Below are 18313 nucleotides of genomic sequence, written 5' to 3' on the forward strand. Positions count from 1 at the left end.
ATGTCTTCACTGTCGATTCGGTCATTCACTGCGTTTCGTGAGGAACAGCCCGTGCGTGATGCACTGGTGTTATTCACTATCACTTTATTGCTCCATTTTCTCGGCGCGATGCTGAGACTGGTACAGGAACTCTCTTTCTTCTGGCCGCTGAATGCTGTGCTGGCCGGGATCTTCGCGCGTTATGTCTGGCTTAATCGTAGTTACTTTTATGCCGTCTGCTTTGGCGCGATGCTGGTTTACGATGGCTTAACCTCGCGTTGGGGAATGGGCTATGCTTCGCTGCTGATTAACTTCTCGAATATTGTCTTTATTGTCACTCTGGCGCAGCTAGTGCTGTGGGATAAACGGCGCGCCGACTCGATGCCCGGGCCGATAAATGTGCTTAATCTGTTCTGCTACTGTCTGCTGGCGGCATTACTCAGCGCGGCCGTTGGGGCGCTGGGCTCTGTGGATGTGGAACGAGAAACGTTTATTTCTCTGCTGGTGGATTGGTTTAGCGAACAGTTCTCTACCGCGGTGCTGATCCTGCCGTTTATCCTGACGGTGTCGATCCCCTCCGGAATAAGCGGTTTCCGCTGGAGTCAGCTGCTGCCGGTCATCGTGCTGGTGCTGTCGATTATTCTGGGGGTCGCCGTGGGGGGCGCCGGAAGTATCACTTTCCCGCTGCCGGCGCTGATCTGGTGCGCCATTCGTTACCCGCTGCCGCTGACCTGCCTGCTGACTTTTCTGACCGGCGTCGGTGAGATCCTGCTGGTGGCCAACGCCCTGATCCACCTCTCCCCAGATACCCATCTGCAACCGTTACAGCTGTTTTCAACCCGTCTCGGTATTGCGGCGATGTTGATTAGCCCGGTGATTGTGGCGTCCAGCGTAGAGGCGATCAACAACCTGGTCAAACAGCTGGCGCTGCGCGCCGATTTCGATTTCCAGACCCGGGTCTATTCGCGTTCGGGATTAAGTGAGTCGCTGAAGCGTCAGCCGCTGTCAGAAGCCCAGGTATTCACGGTGATGGTGCTCGACATCGATGGCTTCAAACGGGTCAATGATCAGTGGGGCCATGAGTGTGGCGATTGCGTGCTGGCGCAGCTGGCCCAGCGGGTGCGGGAACTGGCTGGCGAACAGGGAATGGTGGCGCGGATCGGCGGGGAAGAGTTTGCGGTGGCCAGTCTGGGCGCGACGGCGCAGGCGGGGCTGCAGCTGGCGGAGAAAATTCGCCAGGGCATTGAGGCGCAAACTTTTGTCTGGGGGCAGCAGCAGATCAAGCTGACGATCAGCATGGGGCTTGAGTGCCGACCAATTGGTTCCGGGCGGATCACTGAACTCTTTAATCAGCAGCTGATGGTGGCCGACGATTATCTTATCAGCGCCAAAAAAGCAGGGCGCAATCGTATTTTTACGCCGACGCTGGCGGAGAATGGGTAATAAGAAAATACGATGACAATGCCGCTTGTGTTAAATAATAGTTAAAATCATAGTGATGTGGTTAATTTCAGGGAGCGACCCATGACCACATCCTTTTCTTTCCGTACCCTTTCACACGACGATATTCTCACCAACCTTTCCCGACTCAGCGATATTCTGGCCGACAGCGTCAATGGCGGCGCGTCGGTAAGCTTTATGCTGCCATTTGCCCCGCAGACGGCTGAGGCGTTCTGGCGCCGCACGGCTCGCAGCGTCGAAGCCGGTGAACGGTTGGTGCTGGTGGCTGAACAGGCCGGGCAGATTGTCGGAACGGTACAGTTGATTACCGATCAACCTGAGAACCAACCGCACCGCGCCGACGTCGCCAAACTTTTGGTTCACCAAAATGCCCGACGTCAGGGAGTGGCGAATGCGCTGATGGCGTATCTGGAGCAGCAGGCGCGCCAGCAGGGCAAATCGGTGCTGGTACTCGACACCGCGACAGGCAGCGGCGCAGAAGGCTTTTATGTCCAGTGTGGCTGGGAAAAAGCCGGAGAAATCCCGCGCTACGCCTTGATGCCGGACGGAAAGATGACCGCCACCTCACTGTTCTATAAGTTCCTGCAATAACAGAGACAGGTTTGATCAAAACACGGTTTTATTCTTAGAAAAGTTGATAAGTTATTACACCAATTACTCAGGTTGTATGACTACTCTAAGAGGGAACCTATTGTGAAAACATTAAATCGTCGTGACTTCCCCGGCGCGCAGTACCCTGAACGTATCATTCAGTTTGGCGAAGGTAACTTCCTTCGCGCCTTTGTCGACTGGCAGCTGGATCTGCTGAATGAACATACCGACCTGAACGCCGGGGTGGTCATTGTTCGTCCGATTGAGAGTGCATTCCCGCCTTCGCTCAGCACTCAGGATGGGCTGTATACCACCATTATTCGCGGGCTGAACGAGCAGGGCGAGGCGGTCAGCGACGCGCGGCTGATTCGTTCGGTCAACCGGGAGATCAGCGTCTACGCGGATTACAACGAGTTCCTGCGTCTGGCTCATAACCCGGACATGCGCTTTGTGTTTTCCAATACCACCGAAGCCGGTATTAGCTACCACGCGGGCGATCGTTTCGACGATGCGCCGGCGGTGAGCTACCCGGCGAAGCTGACCCGTCTGCTGTACGAACGCTACAGCCACTTTGCGGGCGCGGCGGATAAAGGCTGGATCATCATTCCTTGCGAGCTGATTGACTACAACGGGGAAGCGCTGCGTGAACTGGTGCTGCGCTATGCCCACGAATGGGAACTGCCGTCAGCCTTTATCACCTGGTTGCAAGAGGCGAATGCTTTCTGTTCTACGCTGGTTGACCGCATTGTGACTGGTTATCCGCGCGATGAAGCTGAAGCGATTGAAGCCCAGCTGGGCTATAAAGATGGCTTCCTGGCCACCGCCGAGCACTTTTACCTGTTTGTTATTCAGGGGCCGAAGTCGTTGGCCGCCGAGCTGCGTCTGGATAAACTCCCGCTTAACGTCCTGATTGTTGACGATATCAAGCCGTATAAAGAGCGGAAAGTGGCGATCCTCAATGGCGCGCACACCGCACTGGTACCGGTGGCCTTCCAGGCCGGTCTGGATACCGTAGGTGAAGCGATGAACGATCAGGAGATCTGCGCGTTCGTTGAGAAGGCCATTTATGAAGAGATCATTCCGGTGCTGGATCTGCCGCGTGACGAGCTGGAATCGTTTGCCAGCGCGGTGACCGGGCGTTTCCGTAACCCGTACATCAAGCATCAGCTGCTGTCTATCGCTCTCAACGGCATGACCAAATACCGCACTCGCATTCTGCCGCAGCTGCTGGCAGGGCAGGCAAAATCGGGTAAACTCCCGGCCCGTCTAACGTTCGCACTGGCGGCACTGATTGCGTTTTATCGTGCGGAACGTGATGGCGAAAGCTATCCCGTGCAGGATGACGCCGAGTGGATGACGCGTTTCCAGACTCTCTGGGCGCAGCATCGTGATGCGCAACTCTGCACCAGTGAACTGGTCAAGGCCGTGCTGTCGGTGACGTCCCATTGGGAACAGGACCTGACGCAGATCCCAGGGCTGGTAGAACAGGTGAGCCTGGACCTGGACGCTATTCTGCTGCGTGGCATGCGCGAAGCCGTCAAGCCGCTGTGCTGATGTCATGATGTCGTGATGCACTGAGAACCCGGCCATATTGCTGCCGGGTTTTTTATTATCCAATAGTAGTTACAACATACTTTTTCTTGCGAGAGCGAAGCTGCAAAATGCGACATCTGACTTTTTAGAACTGGATCTGAGTAAAAATCATTCTTCACATCAGGGAACAGGGGAAAAACCACATCCACCTGACACCGCTGCATAAACAGGCAGAACCTCCCTCAGTGCTGAATGATGAACAAAAGAAATCGGTTCTGAAACGACTCAGCAAGAGGATAACTGTGAGTGCCGTGGCCCGTGAATTCAGCACTACCCGACAAACTATCCTCAGGGTAAAGCCAGCCAGCCTGGCGGATAAAACCGCTATGCCTGACGGAATATAACGGCTCTTTTCCGGATATACAGGAACAGGCGGATACAATCCCCTCCATGCATTTGAACATGGCTACTGCATCATGTGCTGAAGATAGAGCGTTGATTTTGGTTAAGGTAAGATGGGATATTAATTAACCATCTAAACTAAAAGGATTTTCCATGAGTACAGACGAAAGGGCCACACCGGAAAATACCGGCTATTACCGGTATGAAGTTATCGGGGACTGCACTCTTCGAACCAGCGCTGTTGGGACTGTAAAAACCGTCCAATGCCGTCGGGTGCCAGTCAGGGGGATCACGCTGACGGTGGGAGTGTTCTTTGACGGTACGGGGAACAACCGTGCGAACTCAGACGATTTGCGGCTGGCGTATGCCCACTGCGCCGGTCTGGTTGGCGAGGAGCGAGCCCGGGCGTGCGCGAAGTATGAAGAGCGCGCCAGAGCCGGGCTGGGTAATGCCAGTTGGCAGGGCGGTCACACTAATATTTCACGGCTTTACGATCTTTATCAGCTCAGTGATGAACTCAACGACAGTGAGACAGAGGCGCAGGTCAAAGCCTACGTCAGCGGGATCGGGACGGCGGACGGGGAAAGTGATTCGATGCTGGGGAAGGCGCTGGGCAGCAGCCTTATCCGGCAGTTTGAAGGGGTGGTGACGAAGACCGATGAAGCACTGGACAAGATCAGCGCAGAACTGACCCGCTTTATCAAACTTAACCGTGACAAAGTGGCGATCGCGAAGGTGCAGTTTGACGTGTTCGGATTTAGCCGCGGTGCGGCGGCAGCCCGGCATTTTGCCAACCGGGTGATGAACCAGGACGCGGCGATAGCGGCAGCGATAGAGAACGGGCTGGATATGGCGGGGCACCACGGGAAACCGGCGGGAGAGGTGCGCTTTCTGGGGCTGTTTGACACGGTGGCGGCCATCGGGAGCCTGCTTAACTTCTACGGCGTTAACGGACGCAGTAACCCCGGGGTGAATCTCGAACTGCGTCCCTCAGTGGCGCAGAAGGTCTTTCAGATAAGCGCAATGTACGAGTGCCGGTATAACTTCAGCCTGAACAGCATCGCGGGGATGTGGCCGGAGCTGGCGCTGCCGGGGGCGCACTCTGACATCGGCGGGGGCTATAACGCGGGAGAGGATGAAATATCCCTGCTGACGATGCCGGACTTTGAGGTGACGCGCGACAGCGCGGATGAAATGCAGACGGCGGTGTACCTTCAGGCGGAGAAGATGCGTCAGGCGCTGTACGCACTGCCGGCGCTGAAGTACCTGATGCCGCACGGTGAGGTGGAGACGAAAATGATTTCGTGGCCGCTGGTCAATCAGAACAAGGCGCGGGCGTTTATTTTTGAGAAGAAAGTGGGCGCGGCGGTGTTCATGACGCGCAGGGCGGTGCCGAACGACTGGGAGAAGGTGAGCCTGCGGGTGATGCTGGATGCGGCACAGGACACCGGGGTTATGTTTGCACCGATACTCAGCAGTAACAAAAAGCTGGCGCTGCCGTCAGAACTGCTTCCCCTGTGTGACAAAGCTATAGCTCAGGGCCGCGCGGTCCGACGCGGCGCGGAGCCTGAGAGCTTCACGGCGGAGGATATGCGGACCATCGGGCGCTACCTGCACTGTTCGGCGAACTGGAACATCGACTCGGATCTGAGCCTGTGGGTGAGTCCGTCCTCGGGAGAGGTTTTTCTGCGAAACCACTATGCGCCGACGGACGAGCACTCGTTCGTGTGGCCGATGGCCCCGGGCAAAGGCTGGGTGCGGACGGTATGGCGGATGGACGACCAGCAGCAGTGGGAAGACAAGGCGCGGGTTTACGCGGACGCACTGGACGTGGTTTTCTGAGGAGGCAGGGATGAGACGATTACCGCTGATTGTGACCGTGCTGGGCGTAATGCTGGCTGTCGGCTGCCATGACCGCCGGGCAGGCGTGAAGACGCTGCTGGGAGACGACGTGGAGCAGTGGGGGCAGAAACTGCCTTACGACCACTGGCAGTTTAATTTTTTTCACCCGAAAAACCTGCCGGCACTGGTGACAATGGTGTATCTGGAGGACGGCGATATCCGGGAGAGTATTTTCCGGCGACTTGATCCGACGGAACCCAGCCAGAGCAGTGTGGGGAAATGGAGCCAGCGCGTAGGTGGTTTTTCAGCCAATTTTAATATTGGCAAGGCGCTGCCGGTCAGGATGACGGTGTGCTGGGACTCGGTTATCGACAAGAAAGCGTACGAGACGGAGGTCTGGTTCAGCCGAGAGACGTGGCAGCAGATGCTGACGGCCTATCCTGATACCTATAAGCCGGGAAAGACGTATTACCGGGACAATATGATTATCGGACTGGCACCGGGAGGGACCGTGCGGGTCTGGCTGGAGGATAACGGCGATCCTGTTGTGCTCCAGCATTCTGCCCAGCAGTTCACCCTGACGGGAGATGATATGCTGATATGTAAAAACGTTCCCAACCAGATTGATTTCAGTTATATCGAGGCTAACGGTTATGATCCCTTTATCCGCGATTTTATCAAGGGAAAGCCCTATCCATATGGTAACTGGTAGGGCGTAACGATCAGCAAAATCAAAAGGATCTTCTTGAGATCCTTTTGAGCATCAATCTGATTGTTTTGACGGATTAAACTTCAATTTTTTTTAATATGTCGCATTTTGCAGCTTCGCTCCCACTGGGTCTGCTTATTCATTTTATGAATACTTAGCCCGAGCAGGTCTGATATATCGAGCCCCATTCGCTTTGCAGCAATAACAGGTAACGTCCAGATAAAACCGAATAGAGGCAAATCGTGCCCCCGGTGCTTGAACTAATTTTCTTGCCGGAAAATAATGGCTTATCGATACATTCCGGGGCAGCTTACACCGCACACGTTTGTGCACACAACGCCTGATGGATGCGTCACCAAAGAGGATAGCTCCATGGTTGTTGAGATTCGTGATATTCATCAATATGATAAATCACAGTGGTTGCTGCTGTGGGAAGGTTACACTGCATTTTATGGCAGTCCGCAACCTGAGGATGTGACCGAATTGACCTGGCAACGTCTGCTCGATGAGCGCTCACCAGTGGTGGGGCGTGTTGCGGTGGTGGACGACCGCGTGGTCGGTTTTGCGATCTGCGTTTTGCACGAAGGTACATGGGTGAAAACCCCCATTTGCTACCTGGAAGACCTGTTTGTTGAACCGCAGATGCGCGGCCGGGGCATCGCCAGACAGCTCCTGCAGGCACTGCATGCCGAGGGCAAAGCTCAGGGTTGGTCGCGCTTGTACTGGCATACCCGCAGCGATAATCCCGCCCGCCGGCTGTATGACGAGTTTACTCCCGCCGATGATTACGTACGTTATCGCGTGACGCTGTAACGTTTATAAGCAACAGGATGTGGTTTTACTCAGCCTGTCTGGCCGCTGAAAACGACTCAGGAGAAGGAAAAATGGAAAAACGTATTGAGACCACCATTAACCTGATTATGTTTCTGTCACTGCTGGCCACCGCGTGGGATCTCTCACTGGTGCACCATCTTTCCTGGTAAACCTGCCAACCGGCGCCATTCCGGCGCCGTTGTTGCGATCTTTTGTCAGACGCCGGTTTTGCGCGCCACGATAAACAGGCGCGGGAATAACAGCAGCACTTTCCCGTTACACTGTAACGGGTAGTGTTGCTGCAGTAACCCCAGATAGTGCTGAAGAAAGGCTTCGCGTTGTTCGTTATCAAGCGGTTGCAGATACGGGCGTAACCCGGTTGATTGCAGCCAGTCGATTATCGCCTGATGAGACGCCAGGGGGTGATAATAGGTGGTGCGCCAGATATCCACCTCACAACCGCTGCGGGTCAGAATATCGTAGTAGGCCTGAGCCGACGGCAGCGGATGGCGTCCGCTCTCTGCAAACCCCAACTCCTGTGCCGTCTGTCGCATCAGCGTATGGGACGGTTCCTGCCAGTTGTCCGGCATCTGTACCGCCAGCAGACCATGCTGTGCAAGCTGACTGACCAACTGGGGGAACAGCGTTTCATGGTCCGTCAGCCACTGCAGCGACGCGTTTGCATAGATAAGGTCGGCCGGGCGTTCAGGCTGATAATTGCGGATGTCGGCGGTGACAAAACGGCAGGACGGCAGGGCCTGCGCCGCTTCTTCCAGCATCGCCGGTGAATTATCTACGCCGACAATGGCAGCTTCTGGCCACGCATGATGTAGCAAGGCGGTACTGTTTCCCGGCCCACAGCCCAAATCAACAGCAAAAGTCACCGACTGGTCGGCAATGCGGGCCACTAACTCTGCCGCAGGGCGAGTACGTTCGGCACCAAACTTCAGATATAACGAGGGATTCCAGTCTGCCATGCATGTCTCCGGATACAATGAATGTCGTTCATCAGCATAGAGGGCAATGACCAAAGGTAAAACGCATTTAGTGTTGCTGATTATTGTTACCGATGCGGGCTATTAAAAGTGACGGCGTCACGTTATTCGCATCGCTAAACGTATTTGACGGCGAGAGAAGCCGGAGAACCCGGCTTTGAGGGGCGACTAATCGCTGTCTTTGAGGGTTTCGGCTCGCTTTGCTGTGGCATAGACAAAATCCAGCATCGGTTCCAGATCGGTGTCATAACCAGCCTGAATGATTTTTCCGCGCAGCCACTCAATTTCGCTGGTGATATCCGGGTGGAAGATATTGTTGTCCTGAGCTTTACGTAACCACTTCAGCAGAAAGTTATTCTTTCCCCTGACGCCACCTGATTTTTTTGATTTTCCATGTATTTTCAGCGCGACCAGAATGCAGTAGTAGAAATGAACACGCTGATTAAAACTCTGATGCATTTGCGTATTTCCTGCCAGACTCAGGGACTCACTGTACAGGCCAGTGATTCGGATTGGGCCACGTAACGGGCGTGGATCGTTGTCCTGCGATCTCTGTTATTTCACCCGTTACGCCAGTACACCTGTTACCAGATGTGACGGGGATGTTGGCACGGATGCAGAATCCTCGTCAATGAGTGATTATTTTTTTGCCGGTACCGCGCTTCGGCGATGACCGACGCGCGTACTTTATGCAGGGTGCAAACTGGCACGTTGTTGCCGGTAAACGCGAAAAATCAGGATAAATGCCAGCACCACGACCGCGGCGGCCAGAAGATAAATGGTATCCAGCGTGTAATACCCGGCTACCCAGCCGGCCACCGGGCCGGTCAGTCCCAGCGCTAAATCGAGAAAGGCCGAATAGGTGCCGAGCGCGGTGCCCTGATTTTGCTCCTCAACCTGGCGTACCGCTTCAACCCCCAGCGCCGGGAACACCAACGAGAATCCGGAGCCGGTCAGCAGGGCGCCAAAACCGGCAATCCATGCAGAAGGGGCCAGCCAGATGATCACCAGCCCCGCACACTCCACGGCAAAACAGACCAGCGAGACGCGCACGCCGCCATAACGGGTGATCATATTGCCGGCGACCAACCGAATGCAGATGAACCCGACGCTAAACAGCGACAACGTAAAGGCCGCGCCTTGCCACTGATGGGCAGAAAAGTAGAGCGTAATAAAGGTCGCGATAACCCCAAATCCAACCGTGCCCAGCGCCAGGCCCAGGCCGAAGGGCCAGATTTTACGGACCACCACATGGAATGGCGCACGCACGCCTGCCGTCACGCTGACATCCTGGCGCGTACGGGCAAAGAGCAGGCCAACAAACGCCACCACCACAACCACCACCGCAAAGCCGCTGATGCCAAAATAGCTGTTCAGCAATACGCCCAGCGGCGCACCCACCGCCATTGCGACATAGGTCGCCACGCCGTTCCACGAGATCACCCGTGCGGTATGTACCGCCCCGACGGTTTTAATTCCCCACAACGTGGCCCCGGTCGCGGTAAAGCTTTCGCCGACGCCGAGAAAAACGCGGCCAATCAACAATGCAGCAATCGCCAGCAGCGGTGTCGACTGCAACCCTACGGCAATCAGCGTAAACAGCCCGCTCAGCAGGCAGCAGACGATCCCGAAGCTGACCACTTTCCTGGGACCCCAGATATCCGTATATCGTCCGGCGTGGGGGCGACTAAACAGGGTTGAAATGTACTGCAGGCTGATGACTACCCCGGCGATAAGCGTGCTGTAGCCCAGTTGATAATGGATATAGCCAGGTAACACGGCGAGCGGAAGCCCGATCGACAAATAGCAGATGCAGGTGAAGACGACGATCGAAATGATGCGCAGATTAAGCTGAGTATTGCTGACTGAAGAGGTCATAACGTCATGGTATTGAAACAAAGGGGCGCTCAGCATAGCGCAGACCCACCCGCCGGGACGAGTAAAGGATGCGTTTTTAGCCGAACCCACCAAAATTCGCATTACGACAAGACGAATCTGTGCAAGCCCGGGTTTTCACTGTATATATTTTCTCTCTGCCTTACCGGCTTGCTCCTTATCAAGGAGGGAATATGACTGAAGATTTAGCGCAAAGTGATGTGCTGTTTGTGGCGGGCTTTGGCCCGATTACGCAGAACAGCGCTGACAGCCAATCGTTTTATTGTGACGCGCTGGGGCTTCCCTTGAAGCCGATGCCCGGCAACTCAGACTACCTGTTAACTGAACAGGATGCGCTGCCCGGGGTGAAACATTTTGCCCTCTGGCCGCTGGCCCAGGCGGCGGCATCCTGCTTTGGTCAGGAACAATGGCCCGCCGAAGTCACGGTACCTCAGGCGTGGATTGAGTTCGAAGTGCGCGATATTGCGCTCGCCACCGATCAGCTGCTCGCTAAGGGTTATCAACTGCTGATCGCCAATCGGGTAGAGCCATGGGGACAGACGGTTACGCGCCTGCTTAGCCCGGAAGGGCTGCTGACCGGCCTGACCATCACGCCCTGGCTGCGCGAGGCGGTATCATGAAGGCTCTCCGGCTTGCCACCGACAGCTAACGAGTAAAAGACAATGTCAGCAGTTGCCCGTCGTGACCATCGCAACGGGCGGCTACTGATATTTCTCTATTGCTGGCGCAGGCCGTTTTCCATAGAATCATTGTTTTCGGAGAAAGAGTACATGTCCGTCGCCGATGCCCTTCTGGCTTATTCCTTAGCCGCTTTGCTGTTGACCCTCACCCCAGGCCTTGATACTGCGCTGATTCTTCGTACCTCCAGCGTTGAAGGCGGTAAGAAAGCGTTTCAGGCCGCACTGGGTATTGATACCGGCTGCTTTATCTGGGGCGCCATCGTCGCGTTTGGACTGGGGGCGCTACTCGCCGCCTCGGAAATGGCTTATAACCTGCTGAAGTGGTGCGGTGCGGCCTACCTGTGTTGGTTGGGGATACAGCTTTTGCTTCGTCCGCGGCAAAGCTTTGATACCCGGCCCGGTACACCGACGACAACCAACAACTGGTTTGTCAAAGGGATGCTTGGCAATGTGCTGAACCCCAAGATGGGGGTCTTCTACGTCTCCTTTCTGCCGCAGTTTATCCCCACCGGCCATTCGCCGGTGATCTGGACCTTCCTGCTGGTCGCGATCCATGTGCTGATAGGTACGCTGTGGTCATTAACGCTGATACTGGCGACGCGCTACGCCTCCGGCGTGTTAAAAAAACCGCCCGTTGTTCGCTGGATGGATCGCGTCACCGGCGGCGTATTTATGCTCTTTGCCGCCCGGCTGGCGTTAAGCAGCCGCTGATCGGGTCACTCTGCCGCCATATTTCGCCCGGTAACGAAGTATTTTTATGGGGCTCCGCTACAGTTTGGTTTTCACATCACAGAGACAAGGTATGAATGTGCGTAAACCTCGGGCGGAACCTCAGGCTTTTCTGCTGGCACTGGCCGCTTCAGCGGTGCTGATTATTGGGATGGGATTCGGGCGTTTTGCCTATACCGGTATTCTTCCGGTGATGCTGAGCGAGCAGACCCTCTCGCTTAGCCAGGGAAACCTCGCGGCATCGGTCAACTACGCGGGCTACCTGCTGGGGGCGCTACTGCTCTCAAAAGCGCGACCGGCTGACAGCACGCTACTGAGCCTGGTCTCGGTCGGACTCACTCTGGTGTGCCTGGCGCTGCTGGCCTGGGTTACCACGCCGCTGGCGATCATCGTGGTCCGTGGTATCGCCGGGATCCTCAGCGCGGTGACGCTGATTGCTGCCTCACTGTGGCTGCTCCAGCATATGAAACAGTACCACGGGGCGCCGGTGCTCTATTCCGGCGTCGGGATGGGGATATTCTTATCCGCCGAGATTATCGCGCTCGGTAAAGCGTGGGCGCTCTCCAGCCCGCAGATATGGCCTATTTGCGCGATCAGCGCAACAATCCTGTTGCTGCTGGCCGTGCGTCTGTTGTTGACGCCAGCACCCGAAATGCCGCACACGTCAGCGCAGGTGGAAGCGGTAGTAATGACAGGGGAAGGGCAAACCGCCGGAGCCTGGACATTACTGGTGGTATACGGTCTTGCAGGGTTCGGTTACATCATTACCGCGACCTATCTGCCACTGTTTTTGTCAGGCTCGTTGGGCGGGGTGGACCCGATACAAATTTGGGCGCTGTTTGGCCTTGCGGCGGTACCCTCGTGCTTTATCTGGCACAAACTGGTAGTGAAATTCGGCTATCGTCGGGCATTGACAGGCAATCTGCTGGTTCAGGCAACGGGCGTCATTCTGCCGGCCTGGCACCCGTCATTAGGACTGTGCTTGCTGAGCGCGCTGCTGGTTGGTTTTACCTTTATGGGGACGGTGACCATCGCGTTGCCGCAGGCCAGACGTCTGAGCCATCTGGTCAGCTTCAATATGATCGCTGCCATGACGGCGCTGTACGGGGTCGGGCAAATCGTCGGGCCGCTTGTGGCCGGCACGCTCCATCGGCTGAGCGGTTCCTTTAGTCTGTCGTTGATCGCGGCGGCCGCAGCGCTGTTTCTGGCAGCGGGGCTGGTCGTACTGCCGCAAACGCCTCGTCGCGATTAACTCGCGTCAACCATCGGTGGCAAGGGTCATAATATGCCGTAATTCAGCCAGCGCAGGGGAGCCGTAGCCCCGCCGCCAGATCAGCTGGGTGCGTGCCGGTTGTATGGCTTGCAGCTGGCTGCCCTGCGGCAACGTCATCCGTTCTATAACGCTTTGCGGCAGGATCCCGGCATAGCCGCCGGAGGCCACGCAGGCGATCATCGCCTGATACGAGCCGACATCCTGAATATCGACGTTCCCGACTGCGGCAAAATGGGCTTCGGCGATCGCCCGGTAACTACAGCCGCGCGGGAAGGCCGCCAGCCGGATGCGGCCGGCCTTTTCTGGGGTGACCAGCATCAACTGTTCGACATAGAGCTCCGCAAATTCGATCTCCGCCGGACAGGCGGGGTCATCGTCGGCCGACAGCGGTAAGCTGACCAGCGCGCAGTCGAGGGTGGCGTTTAACACCTGCTCGATTAACGGCTGGGTCGGCATCACCTGTAGCGTCAGTTCAACCTGCGGGCACGCTGTCCGGAATGCCGGGAGTCGTGGCATCAGCCGGCTGATCGCTGCCGCTTCCATCGAACCCAGGCGTAGGCTTCCCACCGGTGTCGCCGGGTGCAGCGCCTGTTTCGCCTCATCCGCCAGGCTCAGGATCCGCCGGGCGTAATCGAGGAAGCAGTTGCCGGCAGCGGAGAGCACCATTTTTTTATTCCCCCGCACGAACAGCTCGACCCCGAGTTCCTCTTCCAGCTGCTGGATCCGGGTGGTGATGTTCGATTGCGCACGGCCTAACTTTTTCGCCGCCAGGGTAATACTTTGCTCCTGGGCCACCATTTTAAATATCTGCAACGTGGTGTGGTTCATAGTTTTGATTCTTAAAATGGAAATGATATTGATCTTAACATCTCAAAAAGAGAAGTTAAGTATCCGCTATCACATCTTCATACAGGTTCCCATCATGAATCGCCTCACCCAGCTCATTGATATTGCCTATCCCATTATCCAGGCGCCGATGGCCGGCGTCTCAACCCCGGCGCTGGCCGCTGCGGTGAGTAACGCCGGCGGCCTGGGGTCGCTGGGATTAGGCGCCTCTACGGTGGCGCAGGCGGAAGCGCTGATCAACGCCACCCGCCAGCAGACCACGCAGCCCTTTAACGTCAATCTGTTTTGTCATGCGCCGGCGCAGCGAGATCCACAGCGCGAAGCCCGGTGGATTGCGGCGCTCCAGCCGTATTTCACCCGTTTTGCCAGCGAGCCGCCGCAAGCGCTGGCGGAAATCTATGACAGCTTTCTCGGGCATCAGTCGATGGCCGAACTGCTGCTCGATCTCGCACCTGCGGTGGTCAGTTTTCACTTCGGCGTGGCGGACAAGACCCTGGTTCGCCGCCTGCAGGAGAAAGGCGTGGTGACCATGGCCAGCGCCACCAGCGTCGCGGAGGCGCAGCAGATTGCCGCCCAGGGGATTGATATCGTGATTGCTCAGGGCTATGAGGCGGGCGGTCATCGCGGGATCTTCGACCCGCAGAGCGACGATCGCCAGCTGCGGACGGATGCCCTGGTTCAGGCCATTAGCCGCGCTGTATCGCTACCGGTAGTAGCCGCTGGCGGGATAATGGATGGCGCCGGTATTCGTCACATGATGCAACTGGGGGCGCAAGGTGCTCAGTTGGGCACCGCGTTCCTGCTCTGTCCGGAATCTTCGGCCGATGCCGGATATCGTCAGGCGCTGACGCGCCAGCCCACGCCGCCAACGGTGTTGACCAGCGCAATTTCCGGCCGTCCTGCGCGCTGCATTGATAACGCATTTTGCGAGCTCGGACGCCAGTTCGCCGCGTCAGCCGTCCCCGCGTATCCGGTGGCCTACGATGCGGGGAAAGCGCTGGCCAGCGCGGCAAAAGCGACGGGCGAGCAGGGCTTTGGTGCCCACTGGGCCGGGGAGAACGTCGGAATGATCCGCGCGCTGCCGGCTGCGGAACTGATGCGCGCGCTAATTCTCGAATGTGGTTTTACGACAGCGCAATAGTGACGATTCAGGCGAATATGCCACTATTGCGAACGCGCGTAAGATTCAGCGGCGGTGGGCCAGTCGGCGTACAAGACGGTCACCCGCCATTTGCACGCCTTGTACCATCGCCACCAGAATCAGCACCGTGCCCACCATCACTTCATTATTAAAGCGCTGATAACCATAACGAATCGCCAGATCTCCCAGTCCACCACCGCCGATGACACCCGCCATAGAGGAGAAGCCAATCAACATCACGATGGTCAACGTAATTCCGGCCAGCAGGGTCGGCAGAGCTTCAGGTAGCAATGATTTAACGATCACATGCCAGACATTGCCGCCCATCGACAAGATCGCCTCGATGCGCCCGTCATCCACCTCATCCAGTGCATTTTCCGTCAGCCGGGCGAAAAAGGGGAATGCGCCGATGGTCACCGGTACCACGGCTGCGGTACTGCCGAGCGTGGTGCCGATAATCAGACGGGTAAACGGGATCAGTGCAATAAGCAGCACGATAAACGGCAGTGAACGGCCAAAATTGATTATTGCCCCCAGCAGCGCATTGACTTTCGGCATTGGCAACAGCCCATTTTTGCGCGAAACAAACAGCACCACCCCGGTTGGAAGACCGAGCAGCACCGTAAACAGTGCGGCCAGACTGACCATATATACGGTCTCCAGCGTTCCCCCAAGCAGCAGTGGCCAGAGATCGTCCCAGCTCATGCGACTGTGCATAATGGCCTCCGGTGAAAACCGTGACGTGCAAGAAAATCGCGTTCCGTTTGCGGGTCGTGAAGCAAGGACTGGCGCAGTTTCGACCAGGGCGCCGCCAGCAGTTCGGCTATACTTCCGCTTTCGACAATCTCGCCATTTTCCAGTAGCGCGGCATGGTCGCACAAGGTTTTGACCACTTCCAGTTCGTGGGTGATCAGCACAATGGTCAGGTGCAGACGGCGGTTGATATCCGCGAGCAGCGCCAGCACCGAGGCGGTTGTTTCAGGATCCAACGCGCTGGTTGCCTCGTCGCACAGTAGTACATCCGGCCTTGCCGCCAACGCTCTGGCAATACCAACACGCTGCTTTTGTCCTCCGGATAGCTGAGAAGGGAAGGCCTGCGCTTTATCGCTCAGGCCCACCAGTTCCAGCAGCTCAGCCACCCGTTCCTGACGTGTGGCTTTATCCACACCGGCTATTTCCAGCGGCACCGCAATATTGTCGGCGACGCTGCGGGAATGCAGCAGATTAAAATGTTGAAAGATCATGCCAGTACGCAAGCGATAAGCGCGCAGGGCGACTTTATCCATCTGCGTAATATCATGCCCGTTAACAATAATGCGGCCCCTGTTGGGCCGCTCCAGCAGATTCAGACAGCGGATCAGCGTACTTTTCCCTGCGCCGCTACGCCCGAGAATGCCGTAAACGGCACCCTTTGGAATATGCAGAGAAACCTCGTTCAGTGCCGGTCGGCCTGTTCCGGCATAAGTTTTACTCAGCCCGATGACTTCAATCATGATTGTGGGGCTACAGGGATCACTGAACCGTTATACTGTTTGCGAATAAAGTCAGCTACTTGCGGAGATGTCAGGTCTTTTGCAAGCTGTTTAATACGCGGATCGTTAGCCAGAGACGGATTGGTGACCAGAATATTGGCGTACGGGTTATGGTTGGCGCTTTCCAGACCCAGGGCGTCTTTGGCAGGCGAGAGCCCGGCCTCCAGCGCATAGTTACCGTTGATCACCGCCAGATCGACATCGTCCAACGACCGCGGGATCTGTGGGGATTCAATTTCGAGAATCTTCAGATGTTTTGGGTTTTCCACAATATCTTTTGGTGTCGCCAGCGTGGTGGCCGGATCGGTGAATGTGGCCGCCAGTTTGATCAAGCCCTGGCTTTGCAATAAGAACAGAGCCCGGCTCAGGTTGGTGGTGTTGTTCGGGACCGCGACGGTGGCATTTTCCGGCAATGAGGCGAAGTCTTTGTGCTTACGCGAATAGATGCCCAGCGGTTCGATATGCACCGTGGCGGCAACGGCAAAGGTTTTACCCAGCGCTTTTTCCTGATCTTTCAAATAGGGGACGTGCTGAAAATAGTTCGCATCCACGTCACCGTTCGCCAGCAGTTCATTCGCATTCACCCCGCTGGTCAGTTCGATGACTTTCAGGTCCAGACTCGGATCGATTTTCTTGATGTAATTGAGTATTTCCGCATGCGGAACCGGGTCCGCGGCAATACGAAGGGCGGCGGCCTGTGCGGATGTCCATGCCAGAGACAGAGACAGCGCAATCCCTGCCAGTTTAAAAGCGGCGTTTTTCATGGTGTTTTCCTTCTGTTTTTAGTTTTAAACGATGAATTGCTCAGTGTGTTCGCGTACGACATCCTGGTAGTAACGTTCAGCGACATCCGGGTGCGAGCGCAGGCGCCCCTTGAGATAATTCCAGCCCACTTCTCGCAGTAGCGGATTGTGCGGATCGCTGTCCGGACCGCGCGCTTCCTGCGCCAGCTCCGGTGCCAGGGTATAGACGGGGACGGTGGCATCCAGTTGTGCACCGAGAAAAAAGGCGATAGAGAGTCGCTGCTGATGCGCCGGAGGGGACACTACGCGATGAACGGTGGCGCGCAGATAGCCATTTGTGGCTAGCTCCAGTAGTTCACCAATGTTGACGACAAAACTGCCCGCCAGCGGAGTGGCATCGATCCAGTGACCCGGGGCCACTTCCACCTGTAGCCCTTTTTGCTCATCCTGAAGCAGAAAACTGAGGAACCCGGAATCTTTATGCGCCCCGACTCCCTGCTGGCTTTGCGTTTCATGCTGACCTGGATAGCGGATCAGCTTAATGTGTTCGTTGGGCTTATCACCGTACAAGGCATCAAAGGCGTTGTCAGGCAGCGCCAGCGCTTCGGCAAAAGCGCGCAGCAAGGTTGTACCAACCTGCGTCATGGCGCGTTGCCAGCTCAGCAGCGTCGGTTTCAGTTCCGGCAGGGCCTGTGGCCACAGGTTGGGCCCCTGCAGACGCTGCCAGCGTGGTGTGTCATGCGTCAGCTGCAGCGCCGGACGTTCGGCGCCAATATCGAACTGTTCGCGCCAGTCCGGCTGACTACGTGTCAGTTCCGAAGCGGCGCGGTTATAACCACGAAAGTGAGGGGAGTGAATCATCGCCACTGACTGCTTTTGCTCCTCAGACAGAGCAAAAAAACGGCGGGATTGCTGCTGGACCGCATGCTGCAACGCGGTATCAACGCCATGATTGATCAAATAAAAGAAGCCGATCTCGCGTGCTGCATGACGCAGGTCAGCTAAAAAAGCCGGTTTCTCAGCAGGATCGGCGTAGCGCGCCAGATCGAGAAGGGGCAATGTGGTGGCGTTCATTGTGTGCTCCGAAAACAGCGTTCAGGGAATATCGTTTCTTCAGATTCAGCGGATGGGGACAACAACAACGCATG

General features: G+C 56.4%; 18 protein-coding genes and 1 pseudogene. 11 read left to right on the forward strand and 8 right to left on the reverse strand.

Translation table 11 applies throughout. From position 1 onward, the window contains the following. The 7 genes and pseudogenes from ACMYSP_RS24415 (at position 1) to ACMYSP_RS24445 (ending at position 7330) form a co-directional block, all read left to right on the forward strand. Complete coding sequence (locus ACMYSP_RS24415; protein ID WP_434584626.1) at positions 1-1422, forward strand: GGDEF domain-containing protein; 1422 nt, start codon at positions 1-3, stop codon at positions 1420-1422. 81 nt (positions 1423-1503) lie between these two features. After that, positions 1504-2031: a GNAT family N-acetyltransferase gene (locus tag ACMYSP_RS24420; RefSeq protein ID WP_434584627.1), complete on the forward strand. Its 528-nt coding sequence runs from the start codon at positions 1504-1506 to the stop codon at positions 2029-2031. Between the two features lie 102 nt (positions 2032-2133). Continuing rightward, positions 2134-3585 (forward strand): tagaturonate reductase, encoded by a 1452-nt coding sequence (locus tag ACMYSP_RS24425; RefSeq protein ID WP_434584628.1) that lies wholly within the window; start codon positions 2134-2136, stop codon positions 3583-3585. 218 nt (positions 3586-3803) lie between these two features. Continuing rightward, positions 3804-3968: pseudogene (locus ACMYSP_RS24430) on the forward strand (helix-turn-helix domain-containing protein); the annotation flags it as partial. A gap of 151 nt (positions 3969-4119) precedes the next feature. Beyond that, positions 4120-5808, forward strand: coding sequence for a T6SS phospholipase effector Tle1-like catalytic domain-containing protein (locus tag ACMYSP_RS24435; RefSeq protein WP_434584629.1), 1689 nt, complete (start codon positions 4120-4122; stop codon positions 5806-5808). Positions 5809-5818: 10 nt separating this feature from the next. Continuing rightward, on the forward strand, positions 5819-6520 hold the full coding sequence (locus tag ACMYSP_RS24440; protein WP_434584630.1) for a DUF2931 family protein: 702 nt from the start codon (positions 5819-5821) through the stop codon (positions 6518-6520). Positions 6521-6889: 369 nt separating this feature from the next. Then, positions 6890-7330 (forward strand): GNAT family N-acetyltransferase, encoded by a 441-nt coding sequence (locus ACMYSP_RS24445; RefSeq protein ID WP_434584631.1) that lies wholly within the window; start codon positions 6890-6892, stop codon positions 7328-7330. Positions 7331-7545: 215 nt separating this feature from the next. Here ACMYSP_RS24445 and tam read toward each other — a convergent pair whose 3' ends face one another. The 3 genes from tam to ACMYSP_RS24460 all read right to left on the reverse strand — a co-directional run bounded on the left by tam (position 7546) and on the right by ACMYSP_RS24460 (position 10203). Then, positions 7546-8307 (reverse strand): trans-aconitate 2-methyltransferase, encoded by a 762-nt coding sequence (gene tam, locus ACMYSP_RS24450; RefSeq protein WP_434584632.1) that lies wholly within the window; start codon positions 8305-8307, stop codon positions 7546-7548. Between the two features lie 186 nt (positions 8308-8493). After that, a complete protein-coding gene (locus tag ACMYSP_RS24455; RefSeq protein ID WP_434584633.1) occupies positions 8494-8784 on the reverse strand; it encodes a hypothetical protein in 291 nt (96 codons plus the stop codon). Between the two features lie 228 nt (positions 8785-9012). After that, positions 9013-10203 carry an MFS transporter gene (locus tag ACMYSP_RS24460; RefSeq protein WP_434584634.1) on the reverse strand — a complete coding sequence of 397 codons (1191 nt, stop codon included), beginning with the start codon at positions 10201-10203 and terminating at the stop codon, positions 9013-9015. Positions 10204-10394: 191 nt separating this feature from the next. On the opposite strand from ACMYSP_RS24460, the gene ACMYSP_RS24465 reads away from it, so the two are divergent. The 3 genes from ACMYSP_RS24465 (at position 10395) to ACMYSP_RS24475 (ending at position 12882) form a co-directional block, all read left to right on the forward strand. Further along, a complete protein-coding gene (locus tag ACMYSP_RS24465; protein WP_434584636.1) occupies positions 10395-10841 on the forward strand; it encodes a glyoxalase in 447 nt (148 codons plus the stop codon). A 150-nt stretch (positions 10842-10991) separates the two neighbouring features. Then, positions 10992-11612 carry a LysE family translocator gene (locus tag ACMYSP_RS24470; protein ID WP_434584637.1) on the forward strand — a complete coding sequence of 207 codons (621 nt, stop codon included), beginning with the start codon at positions 10992-10994 and terminating at the stop codon, positions 11610-11612. Positions 11613-11703: 91 nt separating this feature from the next. Beyond that, positions 11704-12882, forward strand: coding sequence for a YbfB/YjiJ family MFS transporter (locus tag ACMYSP_RS24475; RefSeq protein ID WP_434584639.1), 1179 nt, complete (start codon positions 11704-11706; stop codon positions 12880-12882). A gap of 6 nt (positions 12883-12888) precedes the next feature. Here the strand turns inward: ACMYSP_RS24475 and ACMYSP_RS24480 are convergent, their stop codons facing one another. After that, positions 12889-13731, reverse strand: coding sequence for a LysR family transcriptional regulator (locus tag ACMYSP_RS24480; RefSeq protein ID WP_434584640.1), 843 nt, complete (start codon positions 13729-13731; stop codon positions 12889-12891). Between the two features lie 91 nt (positions 13732-13822). On the opposite strand from ACMYSP_RS24480, the gene ACMYSP_RS24485 reads away from it, so the two are divergent. Continuing rightward, complete coding sequence (locus ACMYSP_RS24485; protein WP_434587303.1) at positions 13823-14890, forward strand: NAD(P)H-dependent flavin oxidoreductase; 1068 nt, start codon at positions 13823-13825, stop codon at positions 14888-14890. Between the two features lie 45 nt (positions 14891-14935). Here the strand turns inward: ACMYSP_RS24485 and ACMYSP_RS24490 are convergent, their stop codons facing one another. Genes ACMYSP_RS24490 through ACMYSP_RS24505 form a run of 4 tightly spaced genes read right to left on the reverse strand, consistent with a single transcriptional unit; the run spans position 14936 to position 18239 of the window. Further along, complete coding sequence (locus ACMYSP_RS24490) at positions 14936-15595, reverse strand: methionine ABC transporter permease (protein WP_434587305.1); 660 nt, start codon at positions 15593-15595, stop codon at positions 14936-14938. Then, a complete protein-coding gene (locus ACMYSP_RS24495) occupies positions 15592-16383 on the reverse strand; it encodes a methionine ABC transporter ATP-binding protein (protein ID WP_434584642.1) in 792 nt (263 codons plus the stop codon). The genes ACMYSP_RS24490 and ACMYSP_RS24495 overlap by 4 nt, the downstream gene beginning before the upstream one ends. Then, positions 16380-17186, reverse strand: a complete 807-nt coding sequence (locus ACMYSP_RS24500; RefSeq protein WP_434584643.1) for a MetQ/NlpA family ABC transporter substrate-binding protein — start codon at positions 17184-17186, stop codon at positions 16380-16382. Before ACMYSP_RS24500 ends, ACMYSP_RS24495 begins: the two co-directional genes overlap by 4 nt. Positions 17187-17210: 24 nt before the next feature. Beyond that, positions 17211-18239: an isopenicillin N synthase family dioxygenase gene (locus ACMYSP_RS24505; protein ID WP_434584644.1), complete on the reverse strand. Its 1029-nt coding sequence runs from the start codon at positions 18237-18239 to the stop codon at positions 17211-17213. Positions 18240-18313: the final 74 nt, after the last annotated feature.

Origin of the sequence: Klebsiella sp. R390 (assembly GCF_051131745.1) — a bacterium.
Classification (GTDB): Bacteria; Pseudomonadota; Gammaproteobacteria; order Enterobacterales; family Enterobacteriaceae; genus Klebsiella.

What these genes read in the sequence shown, in the direction of transcription:
- ACMYSP_RS24415 (WP_434584626.1), top strand. Translation starts at nt 1, where the DNA reads ATGTCTTCACTGTCGATTCGGTCATTCACTGCGTTTCGTGAGGAACAG.
- ACMYSP_RS24420 (WP_434584627.1), top strand. Translation starts at nt 1,504, where the DNA reads ATGACCACATCCTTTTCTTTCCGTACCCTTTCACACGACGATATTCTC.
- ACMYSP_RS24435 (WP_434584629.1), top strand. Translation starts at nt 4,120, where the DNA reads ATGAGTACAGACGAAAGGGCCACACCGGAAAATACCGGCTATTACCGG.
- ACMYSP_RS24440 (WP_434584630.1), top strand. Translation starts at nt 5,819, where the DNA reads ATGAGACGATTACCGCTGATTGTGACCGTGCTGGGCGTAATGCTGGCT.
- ACMYSP_RS24445 (WP_434584631.1), top strand. Translation starts at nt 6,890, where the DNA reads ATGGTTGTTGAGATTCGTGATATTCATCAATATGATAAATCACAGTGG.
- tam (WP_434584632.1), bottom strand. Translation starts at nt 8,307, where the DNA reads ATGGCAGACTGGAATCCCTCGTTATATCTGAAGTTTGGTGCCGAACGT.
- ACMYSP_RS24455 (WP_434584633.1), bottom strand. Translation starts at nt 8,784, where the DNA reads ATGCATCAGAGTTTTAATCAGCGTGTTCATTTCTACTACTGCATTCTG.
- ACMYSP_RS24460 (WP_434584634.1), bottom strand. Translation starts at nt 10,203, where the DNA reads ATGACCTCTTCAGTCAGCAATACTCAGCTTAATCTGCGCATCATTTCG.
- ACMYSP_RS24465 (WP_434584636.1), top strand. Translation starts at nt 10,395, where the DNA reads ATGACTGAAGATTTAGCGCAAAGTGATGTGCTGTTTGTGGCGGGCTTT.
- ACMYSP_RS24470 (WP_434584637.1), top strand. Translation starts at nt 10,992, where the DNA reads ATGTCCGTCGCCGATGCCCTTCTGGCTTATTCCTTAGCCGCTTTGCTG.
- ACMYSP_RS24475 (WP_434584639.1), top strand. Translation starts at nt 11,704, where the DNA reads ATGAATGTGCGTAAACCTCGGGCGGAACCTCAGGCTTTTCTGCTGGCA.
- ACMYSP_RS24480 (WP_434584640.1), bottom strand. Translation starts at nt 13,731, where the DNA reads ATGAACCACACCACGTTGCAGATATTTAAAATGGTGGCCCAGGAGCAA.
- ACMYSP_RS24490 (WP_434587305.1), bottom strand. Translation starts at nt 15,595, where the DNA reads ATGAGCTGGGACGATCTCTGGCCACTGCTGCTTGGGGGAACGCTGGAG.
- ACMYSP_RS24495 (WP_434584642.1), bottom strand. Translation starts at nt 16,383, where the DNA reads ATGATTGAAGTCATCGGGCTGAGTAAAACTTATGCCGGAACAGGCCGA.
- ACMYSP_RS24500 (WP_434584643.1), bottom strand. Translation starts at nt 17,186, where the DNA reads ATGAAAAACGCCGCTTTTAAACTGGCAGGGATTGCGCTGTCTCTGTCT.
- ACMYSP_RS24505 (WP_434584644.1), bottom strand. Translation starts at nt 18,239, where the DNA reads ATGAACGCCACCACATTGCCCCTTCTCGATCTGGCGCGCTACGCCGAT.